The sequence below is a fragment of the Maribacter sp. PR66 genome (assembly GCF_028464205.1).
GTDB lineage: Bacteria > Bacteroidota > Bacteroidia > Flavobacteriales > Flavobacteriaceae > Maribacter > Maribacter flavus.
In genome coordinates this window covers 368,562-389,988 of the sequence record NZ_JAQPCH010000002.1, presented here as the reverse complement: position 1 = coordinate 389,988, position 21,427 = coordinate 368,562, and the positions used below count along the sequence as shown (strand labels likewise).

Genomic DNA, 21,427 nt, shown 5'->3' with positions numbered 1-21,427 from the left:
ATGTTAAACATTCATTAAAATTCTGGAAAGTGTACGTGCTTGGTTACAAATCGAACTTATAGGTAGCACCTGCCAAAACCTGCAAGCCTTGAACGGGATAATTTGCCCAACGCTGGTAGTTGTTGTTGGCAATGTTCGCCGCCTTCAAAAAGATGGATAATTGATTGTCTACCCTATATCCTAAATGGGCATTGGCATCAAAAAAGCTATCCAAATTGATCAAGGTTGCTGGAAAATCGGATACGGGAGCATTTTGCACCACCACCGTTGAAAAATCCTCCCTTTCCCCTACATAGAACAAATTGGCGCCGGCGAACCATTTTTCACCAATCTGGTAGTCCATAAACAGGGAGCCCTTTAAATTAGGCAGGTTCCAGGCAGGGTTGTCCGTTTCCGTATTGTAATCATATACTTCGGCATTGATACCCAAAGTAAAATTCCTATTAACGTCCACATTCAACTCCCCAAAAATTCCAATGGTTTTTATATCGTCATAAAATACCTCAAAGGAGTTACCAAAGTAATATCCCTTTTCATCATCCCTAAAATTATTCTGGGCATTAAGTTTAAACAAAGGCGTATTATTCTCTGCGGTATACGAACCTTTGATATTGTAGCTGAGATTTGGCAATAATTGTCCGCGTAAACCAATATAGGCATTGTATTGGCTATCCGTTGGCGCAATGGTCAACGTAGGGGAAACAAAGGTATTCTCCTCCACGAAATCATAGTAGGAGTCTTGCCTTAGCTCCCCTTCCACACCACCATAGGCAATGACGGTCTCATCCAACAAGCGGTATGAGGCTTTTACGGCCGGGTAGATATAAAAATTTCCCTCACTGGCCTCCAGGTTCATTCCATATACAAGGTTCACGCCCAGGTTTAGTGAAAAATCGTCCCTTCGCATGACGAGACCAGGGCTGACGCCCACCTGTAGATGGCCATATGTAATCCCCTCATCGTTGGTGGCACTATTGACACTGGCATTTTCAAAATTTCCCGCCACATAATCCACTTTAGCACCTATTGCAAAGACTTCATCATTTAACGGGGCCTCAAAGGACGTATTCAAGATGGCCCTATTCTCACCGGACTTCACGGCATCAAAAAACCTTCTGTATTTCAGGTCCAAACGCCTGAAAAAGGACTCCTCCACATTGACGTGACCCCCAACTTCCCCCATATAATAGTTTTGGCGTTCGTTAATTCCGTTAACGGTAGCTTCATCATACACACCATCGGGAAGACCGTACCAATTGTATAATTGGTGCTGGAAAGCAACATTGGCACCCCAATCAAAATCGCGGTCCCGCTTTTTAAAGGATGCGTCCAAACGGCTATCTGCAAAAATATTGTCGAGCTGCACGCCTTCTATGTCACCCCTGGAAGAATTGTGGTTAAAACCCAAGTCGAAAGTCGCGTCCCGATCTACTTCGCGGGTCGTATAGAATTCTGCCGTTGCATTCCCATAATTGCCCGCCCCCGCCGAAGCATAGGTATTGAAAAGTTCCGGCGGTGGAATTCTTTCAACCCGTGAAGCGGTTCCCTTGGATGGTGTAAAGGTGGAGGCCACCGGAACGGAAAAAATGCTGTAGTTGATTTTCTTTTTCTGCAAAACGATGGAATCGTTTAGATTGGGCATGGACTTTATTTTGAAGGCATCTGAGACCGTAGGGGTATAGGCCTTGGTCACCGTAACGGTTTCCGTACCTAAATCCTCGGTTTCTTCTTGTGCAATGGCCCATGGGGCCATCATCAACATTACCAATCCTATTCCTGTTTTGATGCTTTTGTACATACGTGTTCTATTGCTATGCTGGTTTACTCTTGATTTGGATCTACGGAAGAATTGCGCTGGGATTCCTTGGATTTTATGATAGCCAATTCTCCTTGGGCTTCGGCAACAATTTCTGGATATTGACTAAAATTGGATATCACACTGTCCAAAATATAGGTCGCCTGATACGAGTCGCCCAAAGCGTAAAAGTTTTTGGCCATCAAGACCAGCCCTTTTCCGCCCCATTCTTTATAAGTGGCGTAATCCTTTGCCAATTTCTGCACGGAGATGTTGGACGATTCATAATCTCCTTCCTGATTCTTGAAATAGGCATCGTAGTACAATGCCTCGGCAGCCGTTGCCCCGGATGCGATGGTCAGCACTTGTGCGTAAGCAGATTTTGCCTTGGATTCGTTACCGGTAGCTATGGCGGAGCGTGCGATCATTATCTGGGCATCGCTTTTGATACGGTCATCAATACTAGCGGTAGCTAAAACCTTATCCGCATACTCCAAGGTTTTTGGGTAGTTCTTTTGCTCGTAGTATCCTTTCATCAAGTTGGACTGGGCAAAGGTCCTGTTCTGTTGGATGTTGGCCTGGTCCTCCAATTTCAAAAGATAGGGAAGCGCGGTAGCATATTCATCTTTTCCGATGTATACCTCGCAGACCCTAGTCAAGGCTTGCTCCGCATATTCGCTGGTAGTCTTATCGGCCACATATTTGTAATAAGGCAAAGCGGCATCCTTATCCCCGGCACCAAAATACAGCTGTGCCAAACTGAAATTTGCGTCCAAGGCATGGAGTCCGTTGGGGAATTCCTGGATATATTTTTTATAGGCGCGAATTGCGGCATCGGTCTTGCCCTCCAAATTCTGTTTTTGGGCCGATTCAAAAGTGGCGTTGTCCAGTTCAGCATCGGTTACTTCCACAAAATCCAGTCCGTTTACCCAACTGGCGTACTCATCCACCCTACCCAAATCCACATATACCAACTTGGCCGTGGAAACTGCCTGAATGGCCTCCTGGGTATTGGGAAAATCCCGTACCACGGTTTTGAACTTGCCCAGTGCCTCATTGTTCCTTCCGGAATTGTAAAAGACGAGCCCCTGTCTCATAAGGGCCTGAGGCACAAGGGAACTTCCCCTAAAATCATTGATCAATCGGTCATAGGCCTGGAGCCCTTTGCTCTCTTGCCCTGCGGATACATAGGTATTGCCGAGTTCAAACAGGGCGTCGTCCTTAAATGTTGACCTTGGGTACTGTGCCACGAAATTCTCGAGGTTTTCAATTTTACTTTCTGTCCTATTAACAAAACCATAGCTCATCGCCTTTTGATAAGCCGCGTAATCCTTTTCAGGTCCGGTCAAGGCCAAGGCCTTGTTGTAGGTCTCTATGGCTGGCCAGTATTTGCTGGTCGCAAAATAACTGTCGCCCAATCGCAGATAACCGTCATGCAACTTCTCAACATCGTCCTTTTGGGCATCTGTAAAAGCACTGAAATAGGTAATGGCATTGGCGTAGTCCTTTTGTTTAAAATATGCATAAGCCAAATCATAATCCACGTCATTTCCTTCATTTACATTTCTGGAAGCAGGGTTTTGTTTGAATTCCCTGAACCCTAACGCAGCGGCATCAAACCGATTTAGCAGATAATCCGCTTCCGCCTTCCAATACGTTGCACGTGCCCTAAAGGAATCATTGACGGCGCTGCCCAAGGATTTTCCCAAAACTTCCGATGCCGCACTGTAATCCCCTTCCATGTACAATTCCAGACCCCGGTAGTAGGCCACCTTTTGATAGGTTTCCTTGGTGGCATAATTTTGGTTCCTCTCCAACAGTTCCATCGCCCCCGCAAAATTTTTGGATGTAATGAAGGAGTCCACCAAAAGGGTCTGCATTTCCTCCTTATTTTCGTCGTTGGGATAGGCATCCAGATAGTTCGTTATTACCTGTGGAACAGGCTCGTAGGCATTCCCCACTTCATAGCTCAATCGCGCATAATTGAGAAAGGCATCCTTCTTTATATCTGGATTAAAATCCATTTGAGAGGCATTCCTAAATGCGTTCAACGCTTCCTGTTTTTGGTCCTGTTTCAAATAGCACTCCGCCAAATGGTAGTAGGCATTTTGGGAAACACTGTTCGTACCGCCAATAATCTTGTTGAACTGGGCAATGGCATTGGCATAGTCGCCCTGTTTGTAATAGCAGTATCCCAATTGGTAATAATCCGTATTGTTCCATTTGCCACGCTTGCCTTTGTATTCCTTCAAATAGGGGATGGCATTTTCATATTGACCGAGGTTAAAATAACTCTCCCCGATGATTTTATTGAGTTCCGATACTTCCGTTCTGTCCGATTTTGGAAGTTGCTTCTTGGCCAAAGCGATCGCTTCCTCGAACTTACCAAGTTTAAAGTTCATATCGGCTTGATAATAACTCAATTTCTCCTCGAGAACGTTCTGGTCCGTAATCTGGTCGAAGCGCTCATTGGCGGCCTCGTAGTCGTCCTGTTGATAGGAAATGTATCCCAAATAATATTTGGCTTGGGAACCATATACCGGGGACGTGGTCACCTTTTCCAAATAGCGCTCCGCTTCCTTTGGCTTACTTGAGGAAAAGAGTGAATATCCGTAGTTAAAGTTGAATTTGTCCATTTCGCCCCGCGACAAGGCGCTTTGATCTACCCTGTTGTACCATTTAAGGGCATATGGATACTTTCCCGTATCAAAATAGTATTCCGCTACATCTGCATAGGCGGAATTTGTTTTGGTGGATGTTGGATAGTTTTCAACGAACTCCTCCATCATTCGGTCCGCGCCGGGCTGGTTCAATCGAACCGCAGCATTGGCCTCATAGTAGGCACTATTGGCGGCAATCTCCTCGTCCTTGGTCGTTGATTTTACTTTTTCGAATATGGTTTGGGCCGCCTGAAACTGTTCATTGTTATAAAGCGTTAAGGCGTCTTGAAAGTCCTTGTTTTCGTGTGTGTAGATTTTGGATTCCTGGGCAGTTCCCATCCAAATAACTCCCATGGCCAATGGAAGAAAAGCGGTGATTTTATGAAACATAGTGTTCTATTACTATTTTGAATTACCGAAGTATCACAAAGGATAACGGCAAATATTGTACCTAAGTATGTGGGTTGTGCCTACAAAAGAAAAGAATTTGTTTTAGGGTACGCCGTTATCAAAAGGAACTTATTACTTTTATATTAACAGAGCATTTATGGAAGAGACGGTTTTAGAGTTAAAGAATGCATCCATTTTCCAAAAGGAAAGTCTGGTGCTAAGCGAAGTAAATATCCATGTAGCAAAAGGGGAGTTCGTATACCTCATCGGGAAGACGGGCAGTGGCAAAAGTAGTTTTATGAAAACCCTTTATGGAGACCTTCCTTTGCAAAAAGGAGAGGGGAAAATCGTGGATTTTAACTTAAAGACACTTAAGGAAAATGATATTCCTTTCCTACGGAGAAAACTGGGAATCGTTTTTCAGGACTTTAAGCTCCTGCCGGATCGGAACATAAACCAAAACATGCTGTTCGTTCTAAAGGCAACCGGGTGGAAGGACCAGGCCAAAATGGACGCCCGGGTGGTGGAGGTTTTGGAGAAGGTTGGCATGAAGACCAAAGGCTTCAAGTTTCCGCATGAGCTATCGGGCGGGGAACAGCAGCGCGTTGCCATTGCCAGGGCACTTTTGAACGACCCAGAACTCATTTTGGCGGATGAACCTACCGGAAACCTTGACCCCCAAACCAGCGTGGAAGTAATGAAGGTGCTTCAAGAAATAAACAAATCTGGACGCACCATCTTGATGGCGACCCATGATTATGCACTGATTCTCAAATATCCGTCAAAAACCATAAAGTGCGACGCGAATAAAGTTTTTGAAGTGGTCCAAAAGGCGGTCTAATATTTCCATGAATTATTCCGAATATCCCAATCCATACCTTTCCGTTGGATAAAGAACGCCCTTTTCCAACCGAAAAATATTTTTAAAAGGATCCCCCACCAAGTCTAGATGGCCATCCAGATCGGCATATACAATATTAGGTCTTGATAGGGCGAAATGCAGTCCGGCCGAAATACCCAATCCGCATTCATCGATACATCCTACCATGGTCTCCAATTTGGCCGCCTTTGCAACAGAACTGATATGGTTGGCGGTAAGAATTCCGCCTACTTTTTGAAGTTTGATGTTCACCATATCCACCCGTTCGTTCTGCGCCAACCGAAAAGCATCGGTCAAGGTTTTTAGGCTTTCATCGGCCATAACGGGAATGTCCACCTGCCCGGTGACCTCCCCTAAGTGTTCGTCCGATTCCTGTTTGGTAGGTTGCTCAAAAATTTCGATGCCAATGGTCGACGTCGCCCTTACGAAGGCGATGGACTCCTGTACGGTGTACCCCTGATTACCGTCAAACCTAAACTTAACATGGGGGAATGCCTCATGTAAGCGGATCATCTTGGCGATATCCTCCTCGAGATTTAAGCCGCCCTTAATTTTTAGGATCGAGAAACCCATAGCCGTATATTCGTAGGCCTGTCGAACGGTCTCCCCCATATTCAGGATTCCAATGGTTATACTGGTGGGTATGCTCGACCTATAGCCTCCCAAAAACTTGAACAATGGAACCTGAGCCTTTTTGGACAATAAGTCATATAGTGCAAGATCTACCATGGCCAGGCAACTCGATTTTTTACCTAAAAGTGTTCGTAATTCGGAAAGTATTAGGGCGAAGGTAAACGGATCTTTGTTTTTTAGGTACGGTATTATGATAGAGTCCAAGGCATTTTGAACGTCCTCAGGAGTTTCATGGGTTACCTCCATATCTGGTACGGAACATCCATAACCTACCCAATTGCCATCGGTTTCTAGTTTCAGTATGAAATTGGTGGTCGCATCAATCCTTTGGTAGGCAATGGTATAGGAAACTGCAAGTTCCAGGTCCAATCGCTCATAGCTAACCTTGGTAATCTTCATTGTAATTTACCCCTTACCAAGTCTACCAATTCCTTCGCGCCGTACTCCAATACATCGAACGCCGGTAACTTTGTTTCCAATGTGATACGTTTACAGACCTCTGGTATTTCATTCTTTTCCATTCCTTCATGGTTTACCGTAATGGCAATGACCTCCCTTCCAGAAATTACCTGTATTGCGTTGATCTGCTCTTCCAAGGAATGAAGACGGTATCCTGGAAATCCGTCGTACTCCAGTCTTTTGGGAGCATGTTGCAGAATGACATAATCCGGCCGGCCGGCTGCCAAAATTTCAAAACCACCGGGGTACGCGGGATTCATTAAACTCCCTTGTCCTTCAATGACTATAACATCCGGATGTTCATTTTTCCAGGCACTTACCACCGCATGTTCTATTTCCCCGGAAACAAAATCATTGACACAACTATCCATGACCATACTGTATTTGGCCCCCTGCATCCAAGCGGTCTGGCCCGTTCCGATCATTTCGGCCTTTTTTCCCGCTTCGCGGAGCGCATGTACCAATATCCAAGCGGTGGTCCTCTTTCCCAAAGCGGAATCCGTTCCTAATATGGCCAATTTAAGACAATCCACCTTTTCGATATCGCCCGTAAAAAAATGCAGTTTATCCCTGTCCGGGGTCTTTCGTATATCCCGAATGGTTACATTCTTTTCTTTGGCAAGCGCAACCAACTCGGCATCATTTGTTAAAAAATCGTGCAGACCACTATCGACGTTCATCCCTTGCTCCAGGGCCAATTTTATACTTCCTTTCGCCTCTACTGGTAATCGGCCACCATCCGGGGCCAATCCAACCACCAAATATTCCGGAGTAACATCCAGATTTGCAATGGCTTCCTGCAAATCCCTAAAAATGGGTATTCCGTTAGGTCTGCCATCCAACACGTGTCCAGCATCCTGCCCGGCATAATTAGAATCCAGCACCCCTAAAATCTCATAGCGTTCCGTAAACCTCACCAATCCGTGTGCCGTTTTTCCATTTGGCGTATTAAAGGCGCCCTGGCAATAAACCAAGGCCTTTCCATCTATTATTCTCTTCATATCAAAATCAGTTTTTTGCAGTGAGTACGGCCACAAAACGGTCCGCATCAAAATTCATTCTTTCATTAAGTTCCAATAGGGCTATCAATCCGGCGGTCGCGGCAGGTAGAACCTTGTACCCCTCCTTTTTGTTCAAAAGGGTAGTCATATCACGCAATTTCTTATCACTTATGTTAAAAGCCTCTCCGTTGGACTCCTTTATGGCATAAAGTGCCTCTTCACCGTCAAAGCTATGCCAATTTATCAAAGGTTCGTTGAGTTTGGTTTCCTTTATCATATCCGGTTTTAAATCTTTACAATGATCCATTCCTTGTAAAAATGAATACACTATGGGGTTTTTATTGGCAGAGGAAGCCGCTATCATTTTGGGAATCCTAGAAGTCTTCCCTCGTTTATATAACGTTACAAAGCCCCTGAAAATACCCGCAATCAGCGTTCCATTCGATACGGGAACCGCGCAATATTTGGGAGCGTCACCCAAATCCTCAAAAATTTCCAAGGCCAATTGTGAATACGCGGTAATTTGCAAAGGCGTATTAGAACCTCCAGGATTGGCATCGTACCAGTCGTTCTTTTCGGCAAGTTTGGAACTTTCCATAACCACGTCCTCATAACTTCCCGGCAATCTGATGATTTCCGCATTCAGCTGCTCCATCTCCGTGATGCGATCGGTATGATAGGTTTCCGGAATGTATATTTTACAGCGTACCCCGGCCAAATTCGCCGCAAGGGCCACGGCAACGCCGTAATTGCCACAGGTGGCCAAGGAGACGGTATCATATTCCCTTCTGAGGGCATCGTACAACTGCGCAAAGGCTATCCGATCCTTTTGGGTTCCCGTTGGATTATCGCCCTCATATTTGATGTAAAGTTGCCTAAGGTCAAACTCCCGCTCCAAGGTTTTTGCCCTGCTGAGCCCCGTATCCCCTATCTCCAGACTGATTATATCCTCATAACACTCCAATCGATCTACGAGCGATTTGGAACGGTCACGAACAAAGGCACTCAATTTACGAGCCTCTGATGAAACTTTATTTTCCGAGGTTTTTACGCCATCCTTCAGATCCATCTCTTATCTAAATAATTGGAATGAATATAATCCAAAATCGAAGATCGAATTGCCCCAAAAAGATGATTTTTTAAAAATATCCATCTACCTCTATACCAGTACCGGTTTAAAAAACCAAGGAACCTAATCCATCTCCAAAATTAAATTGGCGATCAATGCCGTCCATCCTGTTTGGTGTGACGCTCCCAAGCCTTTTCCATGGTCGCCATCAAAAAACTCATAGAACAAATGATGGTCCCTAAAATGAGGGTCATTGGTAAAGAACTTGTTTTCATCGTCTGAATGATATTGGAACTTTCCGTCCTCATTGCGTTCAAAGAGCTTCAATAGCCTTTTGCTCAGTTCATTGGCAATTTGCTTCAAATTGAGCTTCCTACCGGAACCGAATGGAAATTCATACTGATAGGTGTCTCCGTAAAATAGATAGTATTTCCGTAGGGATTGTATGATCATATAATTCAGCGGCAACCATATTGGTCCGCGCCAGTTGGAATTACCGCCAAACATGTTGGAGCGGCTTTCCCCGGATTCATACTGAATTTGATGATGCCCGTGATGTTTGAATACGAACGGATGTTCCTCATGGTATTTTGAAAGGGACCTAATGCCATAATCCGATAAAAATTCATCCTCATCCAACATACGCCTCAACAAACGCTCCAGACGAAATCCGCGCATGATGGAGAACAGGTAATTGCCATCGGCATTTGTTTCCTCAATATTGGAGATAAGGGATGCCAAATCTGGCCTAGTCCTAACGATATCCGCGGCCCTTCGCCTAAATTCCTTAAGTTCCTCAAAAAGGTCCTTGTGGATGATCTCAACTGCGAACAATGGAATTATACCCACCAGTGACCTGACTTTCAGCCGATTGGTCATACCGCTATCCATCTCCACTACGTCATAGTAAAAGTTATCCTCATCGTCCCAAAGGGAAATATCCTTTTTACCGATGTGGTGCATGGCCCAGGCAATATTCAAAAAATGCCTAAAGAACTTGGCAACCAGGTCTTCATAGGATTTGTTGCTTTTGGAAAGCTCCAAGCTCATTCGCAGCATGTTCAGGGTGAACATGGCCATCCAGCTGGTCGCATCGGCTTGCTGCATTCTGGTAATTCCCGGTGGCATGTGGTTGCGGTCAAAGACACCAATGTTGTCCAGGCCCAAAAAACCGCCCTCGAAAAGGTCCGTTCCGCTTTTATCCTTTTGATTGACCCACCAAGTGAAATTGATCAACAACTTCTGAAAGGCCTTTTCCAAAAAATGGATATCGCCAGTGCCGGTCTTTTGTTTGTCCTTTTCGTAGACGTTCCAAACGGCCCAAGAATGTACGGGCGGATTCACATCGCTAAAATTCCATTCATAAGCGGGTATCTGCCCATTTGGGTGCATGTAACTTTCGCGTAACATCAATATAAGCTGTTCCTTGGCAAAATATGGGTCAATCTCAACGAAAGAGGCCATGTGAAAGGCCAAGTCCCATACAGCGTACCACGGGTACTCCCATTTATCGGGCATGGAAATGACATGTCTGTTGGTCAAATGCTGCCAACTGAAATTTCGGGGGCTTTCCCTGTAAGGTTTTGGTTCGCCAGGACCGCCAAAAAGCCATTTATAAACATCGTAATAATAGAACTGCTTGGTCCATAACAAGCCAGAAAATGCCTTCTCTACGATTTCCCGATGTTCCTTGGGCAAATTCCTATCGGTAAGAATATCGTTGTAAAATTCATCGCATTCCTGCATCCGGTTTTGGAAAATAGCATCGAATCCAGACCATGGGTCGTCCAATTTTCCTTTGCTCAATCGAATCCTAACCGTTTTTTCCTCACCGGCCCGTAAGGTCAATTTATGCCAAACAGCAAACTTGGAACCTGTTTTATCCGGATTTACGGTATCCATGCCGTTTACAACGTGGTTGTTAATGCCATCCTTTACATAGGGAACCTCGTTGTCCACGTTATAAATGCGCTTGTTGTTGGTCTCATTATCGCAAAAAAGCTGATTTCCCTTTTCATGGTACAGATAATAACGGCCGTTCCTGACGCTTCTGGACATTACGCAATCTTCCGAAATAGCCTTCATGCTAGGTCTTTCAAACCGCTTGTTGTGCTTCCAAAAATTACGGAACCACAAATGTGGCAAAACATGGATGGATGCCTTTTTGGATGCCCTGTTCACTACGGTAACCTTCATTAGGATATCGCCCACATCTGCCTTGGCATATTCAATAAAGCAATCAAAGTAGGTATTGTTCCTAAAGGCCTTGGTGTCCAGAATCTCATACTCCGCTTCTTCCCTGCTTCTGGCCCTATTTTTCTTTACCAAATCGGAATATGGGAACTTTTTTTGAGGATATTTGTACAAGAATTTATTATAGGAATGTGTTGGGGTTGACACTTGATGAAAGTACAGCTCCTTTACATCCTCTCCATGATTTCCTTCACCATTGGTGAGACCGAAGAGTCGTTCCTTGAGTATCGCATCCTTTCCGTTCCAAAACGCCGGTGCCAAACAGAGGATTTCCCTGGAATCGCAGAATCCGCCGATGCCTTCCTCGCCCCATCTGTAGGCATTGCTACGGGCTTTGTCATGATCTACAAAATTCCATGCCTGTCCGTTTACGCTGTAATCCTCACGAACCGTACCCCACTGGCGATCCGCCAGATAAGGTCCCCATCGTTTCCAATTCTTGTAATTGTCCCCAACGGCAAGACGTTGCTGCTCGGCATTTTTTTTGGTCATAAATCTGAATTCTTTATTATCAAATGGAACAACATTGGCAAACCTCCTATTTTTAAATGTTTCCTGCCCTTCCAGTTTGAGGTCGAACAACCTAGGGGCCAGCCCATTAGATGTTCGGAAAAAATATACTTTCAACTTAGTAGCAAAACCACCTGAACAATTGTTGGCAGCCCACTAGGTATTACACCCAGAGGCGATGCCCATAAAAGTGTTAAAAATAAAATTTATTTGTTCAACTATTAAACGTGCATACAACTATTGAAGTATTGCTATTATTGTAGGCCGACTTTTATTTTGTTGATCTTACAATCCATTATAATTTACCAAAACCACAAGTTAATTTGAGGTCAAAAGATATCGGCCTTGCTTTATGGATGTTGTATTAACCGGCTTTTAATAAAAAATTGTCTAAGCAACGTATTTAAAAGAAAGAATCCGAAAAAGAAAGCATTTTGAACCGACCCTCTATTTCCAGCTCTAACGCCCCATAATTAAAGGATAATGATAAATTCTAATACCAATACTTTCTAAAGTAAAATAAACTAAATAACAACTAATTGTTTTACAGTACATTACATTTTTAAAAAACTTGATTTGAAAAAACTGAAAAAATAATGAACATTCAAAAAAAATGAGTTCATTTGTGTCGGTTTCCAATCCTGTCCATCGCAGGAATAGAATCAAGACAAGAATTAAAAAACAGAAAAAACATACAAAATGAAAACACTTTTTATCGCGTTCGCTATGTTCGCGACCACATTTTACGGAAGTATTCCTCAGGACACCGTAAAGGTAAACGGTACTTATGACAGACATGAGGACGGAGTTTATTTTTTTATGGGCGATGAGGGAGAAATCTATGAATTTCATGACATTACCGATGAGGCATCTGAAGCTTTTGACCTTATGGACGAAGCGCTAATCGGAAAATTGTTCAATATCACCTTTACCTTGGAAATGGGGGAGGACGATGAAATGGAATACAACACCATTATCGCCCTGAAATTAATTGAATAACCCATATTCCCGAAACTCTTGGAAAAAGGACCTCGGTCCTTTTTTTGTTTTACAATTTCCCTAAAAACAAGGTAGTAGGGCGGAAAATTCAGGGAAAGGAATCTTTTTTGTTTCTTTGTGGTCTCTTTTAAATTTTCGTAATGACTTTACTTGGTATTGATGTAGGCGGCTCTGGAATCAAAGGCGCATTGGTGGATTCTGAAAGTGGTGAAATGCTGACCGAAAGGTTCCGTATTCCCACACCAAAACCACGAACGCCAGAAGCCATGTCTAACGTTATTGCAGAAATCGTGCAGCATTTCGACTACTCCGGTAAAGTGGGCTGCGGGTTTCCTACCATCATCAAAAAGGGTGTTTGTAAATCGCCCGGAAATTTAGATCCAAGCTGGTTAGGCGTCAATGTAGAAGAGCTATTGGAAAAAAAAACGGGCTTGGATTTTACCGTAATAAACGATGCCGATGCCGCTGGATATGCCACGATGAACTATGGTGTAGGAAGAGGTAAGGAAGGACTGGTCGTAATGATTACCATTGGTACGGGACTGGGGAGCGGGGCCTTTTATAACGGGGAACTGATTCCCAATTTTGAGCTTGGCCAAATACCTTATAAAAAATACGAGAAAATAGAACTATGGGCCGCGGGGAGCGCCATGGAGCGTGAGGAGCTTTCCTATAAAAAATGGGGAAAAAGATTCAATACTTTTTTGGAGTATGTGGAACTGATTATTTCGCCCGACCTTATCATTCTAGGAGGGGGCGCTTCAAAGGACTTTAAACAGTTCAAGAAAAAAATTAAAATTGAAACCCCCGTCATACCTGCAGAACTGCAAAACCATGCCGGAATTATAGGTGCGGCCGTGGCGAGTCTCCACAAGGCTCCCAAGGTTTAATTTTTTAATTGCTTTCCATACTACAAAGCCTTATGGCCTTCACTGGACGCTTTAAAATCTTCGTAGGTTTCGGCAACTTTGGCATCTAATTTTTTGGGCTCCATAAAGTTGACCTCGCTATCCTTTATTCGCTGTTCCCCGCCAAAAATCACATGTAATTCTTTGTTCAGCAGGCCTTCGATGGATCTTTTGGCCACAAACTCCGGGGAATCCATTTCCCTTCCATCAAACTTCTGCATCATATCCGTAGCCGTGGCCGTAGGAAAGGAGCACGTAACGGAAACATTATACGGAGCCAATTCCCTTCGCATGGAATCTGAAAACTGTTTAACTGCTGCCTTGGTACTGCCATACACTGCATAAAACGGCATCCCTATGAGGCCCAATCCAGATGAAATATTGAGAATGGCCCCTTCCTCAGACGATTTCAATAAAGGCACGCAGTATTTTGTCAATAATAAAATGGCAGTTTGGTTGACTGCCACCTGATCGTAGATTTCCTCATCGGGCAATTCTTCCAAAGGCCCCGCCGAAACGATGCCTGCATTATTTATCAAGATATCCAGATACCCCCATTTATCCTCGATACGGGCCGCTGCCTCCCTAAGGACATCAATATTTGCGACATCGCCGGAAATCCTCATGAATTTGACCTCAGGATATGCCTCTGACAATTCCTTTAGCTTTTTCTTGTCCCTTGCAATGATGGCTAGGTGCGTTACGCCGCCATCGATCATTTCTTGCACCATACATCTACCGATACCCCTTGTACCCCCTGTTATGAGTACCCGTTTTCCTTTTAATTGCATGTTAGTCCCTATGAGTTTTTGAAGGTTAGCCCAAGTTGTTATGGGACTTCAAATTAGAAAAAAAAACGTGGTCGCCTTAAAGAAAATAGGGCTTGAAGAAATTATTACGAAAACGTTATTTTTTACCCACGTTCTATTTGGGAAAAAGAAAAAAGCTATTAAAAAATTAACAGTTTGACAAAGGCTGTTTATGACCCAAAACCGACCTATCCAGAACTAAACAAAGTAATTTTCACAAACCGACAAGAACTAAAAAAAGCCCTGAAAAATCAGGGCTTGATTTTATGCTATTTTATTTCGTTTTCGGTCGTTTTCCGTTAAGTATATTTTTCGTAACCTAAGGTGCTTCGGCGTTACCTCAACATATTCGTCCTTTTGTATATATTCCAAGGCTTCTTCCAAGGAAAATTTGATGGCAGGTACGATCCGTGCCTTATCATCTGCACCGGAGGAACGTACATTGGAAAGTTTTTTTGTCTTGGTAATATTCACGGTCATATCGTCCCCTCGGGAATTCTCGCCAATTACCTGTCCTTCATAGATATCCTCTCCAGGATCCACAAAGAATTTACCACGCTCCTGTAATTTGTCAATAGAATATGGAATCGCCTTGCCGGTTTCCATGGAAACCAAGGAACCGTTCTGGCGCTGTGGTATGTCGCCTTTCATGGGTTGGTACTCCAAAAATCTATGTGCCATAATGGCCTCACCGGCGGTTGCCGTTAGCAATTGATTTCTAAGTCCGATGATGCCCCTAGAAGGAATTTGGAACTCACAGACCATTCTGTCGCCCTTTGCCTCCATACTGGTCATCTCCCCTTTTCTGATGGAAACCATTTCAACGGCCTTCCCCGAAACATCCTCGGGCAAATCGATGGTCAGATGCTCGATGGGCTCACATTTCACGCCGTTTATTTCCTTAATGATTACTTGTGGTTGGCCAATTTGAAGTTCATAACCTTCCCTTCTCATGGTCTCTATCAGTACGGATAAATGAAGTACCCCACGGCCAAAGACCAAAAACTTGTCGGCACTATCGGTCTCGTTTACACGAAGTGCCAGGTTTTTTTCCAATTCTCGCTCCAAACGTTCCTTGATATGGCGGGAAGTAACGAACTTACCGTCCTTTCCAAAAAACGGACTGTCGTTAATAGTGAACAACATACTCATGGTTGGCTCGTCAATGGCAATGGTCTTCAAACCTTCCGGATTTTCAAAATCGGCCACGGTATCCCCTATTTCAAAGCCTTCTACACCAACCAGGGCACATATATCTCCTGCTTCAACCGATTGTACTTTTTTACGGCCCAAGCCTTCAAAAGTGAACAATTCCTTGATCTTGGATTTGACGATGGTCCCGTTTCTTTTCACAAGAGAAATAGGCTGACCCTCCTTCAATGTACCTCGTTGCAATCTTCCAATGGCGATACGACCTGTAAAAGAAGAGAAATCCAGGGATGTTATCAACATCTGTGTGTTGCCTTCCTTGGGTTCAAAAGAAGGTACATGTTCGATGACCATATCCAATAAGGGTTCAATAGTATTGGTCTGGTTCTTCCAATCATCGCTCATCCAATTCTGCTTGGCAGAACCGTAAACCGTTGGAAAATCCAACTGCCATTCCTCCGCGCCCAACTCGAACATTAGGTCAAATACCTTTTCATGTACCTCCTCAGGGGTACAGTTTTCCTTATCTACCTTATTGATGACCACACAAGGTTTCAAACCAAGATCAATGGCTTTTTGAAGTACGAAACGGGTCTGCGGCATGGGTCCCTCAAAGGCATCCACCAATAGCAAAACACCATCGGCCATGTTCAACACCCGCTCAACTTCTCCACCAAAATCCGCGTGTCCCGGGGTATCGATGATATTTATTTTTGTGTCCTTATAGACAACGGATACATTCTTGGATACAATGGTTATACCGCGCTCCCTTTCCAAATCGTTGTTGTCAAGAATCAAATCCCCCGCATTTTCATTCTCACGGAACAAACTACAGTGGTACATAATTTTGTCAACCAACGTGGTTTTACCATGGTCTACGTGTGCGATGATCGCAATATTTTTTGTCTTGGACATAAGGCCTTATTTTAAGCGCGCAAAGATAGTCTTAATTTCCGTACCTCCGACCAAACAAATGTTATTTTTATCTTATTGATTTTAAGGGGTTTTGAAAGAGATTTATATCATTATTTCCTTTTGGAAATAACCCAGCCAAGTTTGGCATCTACAAATAATGTAGGTTGTGTATCCAACTGACTAAAACCAACTCCTGGTCCAAAGGAGATCCCCCAATAAAATCCTTTAAGTTTTGTCCTTTGAATACCATAGCTAAGAGCGACTATGTTGTAGAATGAACTATCCATCCGTAAGTTTCCAATAATTGAATTACCCAAATAAAATTGATTCACCGCAGCAACATAATTTCCACTGTTACCTGATATATTCTTTGACCTAGAAATCCTTCTTCCCATATTGTGATAATATCTATATTCCACTTGGGCCCCTGGAAGAATCCCCAACTGGCTTCCCGAAAAGGAATTATATCGGCCACCAGGAATCAAGGCAACATCAAAATTTAAGGTGGAACTTTGGCTTACTCCTAGCTCATATGAAGCCCCCGGGATAAATACATTTACCTTAACAAGTCCATTCTCAACATTTTTGTTGGACTGGGCTGAAAGTGAAAAAAAAAAAAAAAGACAAACAAAAAGACTGTTTTTCATGGATAGATTTTGAGTTAAATTGAATCATTTTAGCATAGCAAATCTCGTACCAATTATCACAGAAACTCAATTTCCTATCCTATCTTTTTCATCTTCTAATCCGGTTTTTCTATTTCGGGCTTTTTTAATCTCATCCCGGCCAAAGTCATAGGTTAGACTAAAAGCTACTTGCCTACTGTCGCTACCCCCGCTACCCTCAATAAATAAGTCTCCAAATTGTGTGGTTCCCCGCCAGGGAACCGTATATAGAATATCATTAAAGGCCAACCTTGCCGTAAGTTTTTCTTTAAAATATCTCTTTTGGAAAGCCAAATTCAAAGAACCTAAGGCACTGGTCCGGTATGTGCCTCCCCAAACACTGGGCGAACTGTACCAGCCGGAAACCTCCAACGTGTACTTCCTGGGTAAGTTAAACGTATTTTGGGCGTATATACTCAAGGTTTCCTGTTTCACCGGCAAAAACTCCGGACTATTGGCCTTGTAATTGCTCACGTAGGCATTGAGGCTAAAATAAATGTTCCACCATTCCTTCACTTGTTTTGGGTAAGAGATTCCCAAATTAACGATTTCCTGGTCCGCCACATTCCTAGTGGTAAGAAAGTTACGGCTCTCGCCTTCCGCCACGGTCACTTGGGCAAAAAAGTCCGAAACGTAACTATAGCTCAAAGAGGTCGTTAGACGATAGTTATAGGTATGTGAAAACTTAATATTGTCCGTATACTGAGGTTGTAAAAAAGGATTTCCTTTGCTAAAGGAAAGCTCGTCTATTACATATTCGAACGGATTTAGGGATTGATAGTTAGGCCGTTGTATGCGCTTGCTGTAGATAAGTGCCAGTTGATTTTTTTGGTTCAGTTGAAAGGTCAATCCCCCAGAAGGAAAGAAATTGGTATAGCTGCGTTCCACCCGGCTATCCCCATTTTGTTGATTGCTGACCAGATTGCCATCTGAAACTGTATTCTCCGCCCGAAGCCCCATTTGCAGGTTCCACTTCTCCCATTTATAATTATAATTGATGTAGGCGGCATTTATTTTTTCAGTGTAATCAAACTGGTTGCTTTGCATGGTGTTCAAAACAAATTCGCCATTGATCTGATTGAAAAAATCAAAAGTATTAGCCGTATTTACGTACGAAAACTTAAAGCCCAGACCTAGTTTCCCCTTGAACAAATCCTGTTCATAATCTGCCTTGTACGTGATAATTGCAATATCGGTGGGGGTATTCTGGCTTGTAGCATTTTCCCGAATAACCTGGGTCTCATCCCCATTAAAATAAACGTTGGGTTGCAAGGCTGTCCGGTCACTCGAATACCGCCCATAATCAAAATCCATATTCAGGGTATGCCCAAGGGTATCCGCATATTTATAATTTAAATTAGCATTGATATTATAGGTTGTATTGGTGGTTCGGTTATTGGAAACCAACACACTATCATTTGCCGTATTAGCGACCGGTCGAATGGGCGTTCTGGAGTTATTATTGCCAAACCCGTTGTTGAAATTCCCGTTAAAAATGGCTCCGATAGTACTTTTTTGGTTGGCGTAGAAATCATATCCCAGTTTCACGTTATTGCTATTTTGGTCGTAAATACTATTGGTACGCGCGTTGAATTGTGTACCGGACTGTGTACGTAAAAGGTTTAAAAAATTACTACTCTTTCCATACCTGTTACTGTAGGTCCCATAAAGGTTTCCCCTTTTTCCTCTCGAATTAAAATTGATACTGGAATTGTAGCGGGCAAAATCCCCAATAGTAATTCCAGAAGTTACGGAACCATTGATTCCCAGGCTTTTGTCCTTCTTGAGTTTGATATTGATGATACCCGCGTTACCGGCAGCATCGTATTTGGACGAGGGTTGGGTAATGATTTCTATGGCCTCGATATCGGTAGATTGCAGGCTTTCCAAATAATTGGTCAGGTCTTGGCCTTGTAGGACCGATGGCCGGTTATCTATAAAAATTTGAACGCCCGCTTTACCTTCCACAATAAGACCACCGTTATTGTCTATTACAACCCCAGGTGCCTTACGAAGTAGTTCAAACGCACTGGTACCGGTAACATTTATGGTTTTTTCCACGTTGAATACCGTTTTATCGGCCAATACCTGAACCATCGGTTTTTCGGCAACGACCGTAACCTCGTCCAAATTTTCCGTAGCTGCCTCCAAAATAATGACGCCTAAGTCCAACGAAGTATCATTAACCAAGATTGTCTTACTATAACCAACAAACCCGATATTGGAAATGTTGAGAATGTAAGTTCCACTGAATGCATCCTTGATTTCGAAAAAACCCTGTTCATTGGTAATAACAGCCTTTACCAGACTAGAATCTTGTAGTTGATTTAACGTAACCGTGGCATAGGGAATAGCTTCTTGTTCCTGTGAAAGTACTTTCCCTGTTATGGATTGTGCATATCCAAATCCAAAGGTTGTCCATAGCATAAGTGTGAAAAAAAGTCTCATGATCGTTCGTTTTTTGATTTGATCCAAAATTCAGGCTTTGATTCCCTCAGTTCAAGGAAAAACTGATGAATAGACCCGTGTAGCGTTAAATGGACCCTGGGCAATTCATCCGCGTATAGGACAGCTCGTCTGAAAGTATTTTAAATAGTGTCAGTACCGGTTTACATTTATGGTCGAATCCTAAATTGGAACTCATGCTGAAAGTCTTATTGTATATTATAGCCTTACTTATTGGCAAATATGTAACTGCCCAAGATTATTTTGCGGTCGTAGTCAAAAATGAGAACACCACGTACAATTATCCCGAGAGTGCTGAATTTACGTTGATAAATGAAAGCGGCAGCCAACAAATACTAGGAAAGGACGAAGCCGTGACCCTGGAAGGCGATTATACCCTATCCATAAAAACATTTTGGAAATCATCCCCAGAAATCATTAAAAGTGAAGGTGGAAAACTGGAAATTTTCATATTGCCCACGGAGCGCCGCAACTGGACCCAAAATTTTAAAAACGGTTCTCAAATTGTTTGGTACGATAAACATGAAGATAAGCCGGGTTTGGAGCGAAAAGAAATTAAGCTTTCGAAAGTAAATCCAAAAAGTTATAATCTTCTGGCCGTATTCAACAACGGATTGGTATTCAAATATGAGGATGGGGTGGTTAGGGCTTGGCTTAATAGTGAAGAAATTGAGGTTACAAATCAGTATCTTGTACAAACACCGGATGGTCTTCTGAAAGCAAGTTTTGACCCATACGATGGAGAGTTTTGGTACGTTTTCGATATCCAGTGAATTAAACTTTTAAAAATGAGCGAGAAAAACAAGACTACATTCTTTAATACCACAGTAAAGGAAATATTGGCCATTTTTCTTTTCTATTTCTTTTTTGCTTGGCTATACCGTATCGTACTATGGTATAACGGGATGTGGTATGAAGAAGAAGGAATTTGGGGATGGACAAACTTGAGGGGATTTTGGTTTGCCTCCGGACAACAATATGCCTTCCTATTATTGGCGTCGGTTTTAATCTGGTTTTTTGGGTATTATCTTTTCCGAAATAAATCCAGAAAATGGCAGATTTTAACCGTTTTACTTTTATTGCCCATCGTGACCTACTTCGTAAGGGAAATAAGGTACATGATTGTTGAGGCTATGGGAATGAATCATCTGGAAGGTTCTGGAGCCATTTGGGACTGGTACATTCCGCTCTTGTTTCTTTTTATACAATTCGGTTGTTTCTTTGCCTACCGGTATTTCAGGGAGAACGAACGAAAGATCAAATTGGAAGGGGAGTTACGGCAGGCCGCGTTGAAAAGTGAACTTGCCGCGATAAAAGCGCAATTAAATCCGCACTTTCTTTATAATGTGTTCAATACGATAAATGCCTCGCTCCCCCCTGAAAATGAAAAAACAAGACAGATGATCGCACAATTGAGCGATCTTTTCCGGTACCAATTGCAGGCCTCCCAAACCGAGCTGGTTCCCTTGCGGGAAGAGCTGGAATTTGTAAAAAAATATTTAGACCTGGAAAAGGCCCGGTTTGATGAACGATTGCAAATTGATATCAACGTACCCGAAAACCTGTTGGATGAAATGGTGCCGCCCATGCTATTGCAGCCCTTAGTGGAAAATTCGGTCAAACACGGACTGGCCAGTTTGATCAATGGAGGAACCATATCCATCAACATTAAAAAAACAGAAGGTAAATTAAAATTCGAGATTTCCGATACGGGTATTGGAATACGAGAAAAGACAGCAGCATTCGAAAAAGGTATCGGCCTCAACAATACCCGATTACGGCTCCAAAAAATGTACAATTCCCAGATGGAATTGCTGGATAATAAACCACAAGGACTGAAAATATTGTTTTCCATATAAAACGCGG

General features: G+C 43.1%; 15 protein-coding genes. 5 read left to right on the top strand and 10 right to left on the bottom strand.

The window, feature by feature from the left end; translation table 11 throughout:
- Nucleotides 1-43 precede the first annotated feature (43 nt).
- The gene (locus PP181_RS06610) at nucleotides 44-1,798 is read right to left on the bottom strand and encodes a TonB-dependent receptor (protein ID WP_272636450.1); all 1,755 of its coding nucleotides are present in this window, start codon (nucleotides 1,796-1,798) and stop codon (nucleotides 44-46) included.
- A gap of 23 nt (nucleotides 1,799-1,821) precedes the next feature.
- Nucleotides 1,822-4,845, bottom strand: coding sequence for a tetratricopeptide repeat protein (locus tag PP181_RS06605; RefSeq protein ID WP_272636448.1), 3,024 nt, complete (start codon nucleotides 4,843-4,845; stop codon nucleotides 1,822-1,824).
- A 157-nt stretch (nucleotides 4,846-5,002) separates the two neighbouring features.
- On the opposite strand from PP181_RS06605, the gene PP181_RS06600 reads away from it, so the two are divergent.
- Complete coding sequence (locus PP181_RS06600) at nucleotides 5,003-5,686, top strand: cell division ATP-binding protein FtsE (protein WP_138257435.1); 684 nt, start codon at nucleotides 5,003-5,005, stop codon at nucleotides 5,684-5,686.
- Nucleotides 5,687-5,698: 12 nt separating this feature from the next.
- Here PP181_RS06600 and PP181_RS06595 read toward each other — a convergent pair whose 3' ends face one another.
- The 4 genes from PP181_RS06595 to PP181_RS06580 form a co-directional block, all read right to left on the bottom strand.
- Nucleotides 5,699-6,757, bottom strand: a complete 1,059-nt coding sequence (locus PP181_RS06595; protein ID WP_272636447.1) for a mandelate racemase/muconate lactonizing enzyme family protein — start codon at nucleotides 6,755-6,757, stop codon at nucleotides 5,699-5,701.
- Nucleotides 6,754-7,818, bottom strand: a complete 1,065-nt coding sequence (locus PP181_RS06590) for a DUF1611 domain-containing protein (RefSeq protein WP_272636446.1) — start codon at nucleotides 7,816-7,818, stop codon at nucleotides 6,754-6,756. The genes PP181_RS06595 and PP181_RS06590 overlap by 4 nt, the downstream gene beginning before the upstream one ends.
- Before the next feature lie 7 nt (nucleotides 7,819-7,825).
- The gene (locus PP181_RS06585; RefSeq protein ID WP_138257432.1) at nucleotides 7,826-8,887 is read right to left on the bottom strand and encodes a pyridoxal-phosphate dependent enzyme; all 1,062 of its coding nucleotides are present in this window, start codon (nucleotides 8,885-8,887) and stop codon (nucleotides 7,826-7,828) included.
- Between the two features lie 123 nt (nucleotides 8,888-9,010).
- Nucleotides 9,011-11,632: an MGH1-like glycoside hydrolase domain-containing protein gene (locus PP181_RS06580; protein WP_272636445.1), complete on the bottom strand. Its 2,622-nt coding sequence runs from the start codon at nucleotides 11,630-11,632 to the stop codon at nucleotides 9,011-9,013.
- A 717-nt stretch (nucleotides 11,633-12,349) separates the two neighbouring features.
- On the opposite strand from PP181_RS06580, the gene PP181_RS06575 reads away from it, so the two are divergent.
- Both PP181_RS06575 and ppgK read left to right on the top strand, forming a co-directional pair.
- Nucleotides 12,350-12,649: a hypothetical protein gene (locus tag PP181_RS06575; RefSeq protein WP_154916964.1), complete on the top strand. Its 300-nt coding sequence runs from the start codon at nucleotides 12,350-12,352 to the stop codon at nucleotides 12,647-12,649.
- Between the two features lie 140 nt (nucleotides 12,650-12,789).
- Nucleotides 12,790-13,539, top strand: a complete 750-nt coding sequence (ppgK, locus tag PP181_RS06570) for a polyphosphate--glucose phosphotransferase (RefSeq protein ID WP_154916965.1) — start codon at nucleotides 12,790-12,792, stop codon at nucleotides 13,537-13,539.
- A 20-nt stretch (nucleotides 13,540-13,559) separates the two neighbouring features.
- Here ppgK and PP181_RS06565 read toward each other — a convergent pair whose 3' ends face one another.
- The 4 genes from PP181_RS06565 to PP181_RS06550 form a co-directional block, all read right to left on the bottom strand.
- The gene (locus PP181_RS06565; protein ID WP_272636443.1) at nucleotides 13,560-14,348 is read right to left on the bottom strand and encodes an SDR family NAD(P)-dependent oxidoreductase; all 789 of its coding nucleotides are present in this window, start codon (nucleotides 14,346-14,348) and stop codon (nucleotides 13,560-13,562) included.
- Nucleotides 14,349-14,630: 282 nt separating this feature from the next.
- Nucleotides 14,631-16,430 (bottom strand): translational GTPase TypA, encoded by a 1,800-nt coding sequence (gene typA, locus PP181_RS06560; protein WP_272636442.1) that lies wholly within the window; start codon nucleotides 16,428-16,430, stop codon nucleotides 14,631-14,633.
- 110 nt (nucleotides 16,431-16,540) lie between these two features.
- Nucleotides 16,541-17,077, bottom strand: coding sequence for a hypothetical protein (locus PP181_RS06555; RefSeq protein ID WP_272636441.1), 537 nt, complete (start codon nucleotides 17,075-17,077; stop codon nucleotides 16,541-16,543).
- 66 nt (nucleotides 17,078-17,143) lie between these two features.
- Nucleotides 17,144-19,543 carry a TonB-dependent receptor domain-containing protein gene (locus PP181_RS06550; RefSeq protein WP_272636440.1) on the bottom strand — a complete coding sequence of 800 codons (2,400 nt, stop codon included), beginning with the start codon at nucleotides 19,541-19,543 and terminating at the stop codon, nucleotides 17,144-17,146.
- A gap of 194 nt (nucleotides 19,544-19,737) precedes the next feature.
- On the opposite strand from PP181_RS06550, the gene PP181_RS06545 reads away from it, so the two are divergent.
- On the top strand, nucleotides 19,738-20,334 hold the full coding sequence (locus PP181_RS06545; protein ID WP_272636439.1) for a hypothetical protein: 597 nt from the start codon (nucleotides 19,738-19,740) through the stop codon (nucleotides 20,332-20,334).
- 15 nt (nucleotides 20,335-20,349) lie between these two features.
- Nucleotides 20,350-21,420 (top strand): sensor histidine kinase, encoded by a 1,071-nt coding sequence (locus PP181_RS06540; RefSeq protein ID WP_272636438.1) that lies wholly within the window; start codon nucleotides 20,350-20,352, stop codon nucleotides 21,418-21,420.
- Nucleotides 21,421-21,427: the final 7 nt, after the last annotated feature.

Excerpts from the sequence above, each read along its gene's own strand:
- ppgK (WP_154916965.1), top strand. The coding sequence starts at position 12,790 with ATGACTTTACTTGGTATTGATGTAGGCGGCTCTGGAATCAAAGGCGCA.
- PP181_RS06605 (WP_272636448.1), bottom strand. The coding sequence starts at position 4,845 with ATGTTTCATAAAATCACCGCTTTTCTTCCATTGGCCATGGGAGTTATT.
- PP181_RS06585 (WP_138257432.1), bottom strand. The coding sequence starts at position 8,887 with ATGGATCTGAAGGATGGCGTAAAAACCTCGGAAAATAAAGTTTCATCA.
- PP181_RS06565 (WP_272636443.1), bottom strand. The coding sequence starts at position 14,348 with ATGCAATTAAAAGGAAAACGGGTACTCATAACAGGGGGTACAAGGGGT.
- PP181_RS06540 (WP_272636438.1), top strand. The coding sequence starts at position 20,350 with ATGAGCGAGAAAAACAAGACTACATTCTTTAATACCACAGTAAAGGAA.
- PP181_RS06575 (WP_154916964.1), top strand. The coding sequence starts at position 12,350 with ATGAAAACACTTTTTATCGCGTTCGCTATGTTCGCGACCACATTTTAC.
- PP181_RS06545 (WP_272636439.1), top strand. The coding sequence starts at position 19,738 with ATGCTGAAAGTCTTATTGTATATTATAGCCTTACTTATTGGCAAATAT.
- PP181_RS06580 (WP_272636445.1), bottom strand. The coding sequence starts at position 11,632 with ATGACCAAAAAAAATGCCGAGCAGCAACGTCTTGCCGTTGGGGACAAT.
- PP181_RS06610 (WP_272636450.1), bottom strand. The coding sequence starts at position 1,798 with ATGTACAAAAGCATCAAAACAGGAATAGGATTGGTAATGTTGATGATG.
- PP181_RS06590 (WP_272636446.1), bottom strand. The coding sequence starts at position 7,818 with ATGAAGAGAATAATAGATGGAAAGGCCTTGGTTTATTGCCAGGGCGCC.
- typA (WP_272636442.1), bottom strand. The coding sequence starts at position 16,430 with ATGTCCAAGACAAAAAATATTGCGATCATCGCACACGTAGACCATGGT.
- PP181_RS06600 (WP_138257435.1), top strand. The coding sequence starts at position 5,003 with ATGGAAGAGACGGTTTTAGAGTTAAAGAATGCATCCATTTTCCAAAAG.
- PP181_RS06550 (WP_272636440.1), bottom strand. The coding sequence starts at position 19,543 with ATGAGACTTTTTTTCACACTTATGCTATGGACAACCTTTGGATTTGGA.
- PP181_RS06555 (WP_272636441.1), bottom strand. The coding sequence starts at position 17,077 with ATGAAAAACAGTCTTTTTGTTTGTCTTTTTTTTTTTTTTTCACTTTCA.
- PP181_RS06595 (WP_272636447.1), bottom strand. The coding sequence starts at position 6,757 with ATGAAGATTACCAAGGTTAGCTATGAGCGATTGGACCTGGAACTTGCA.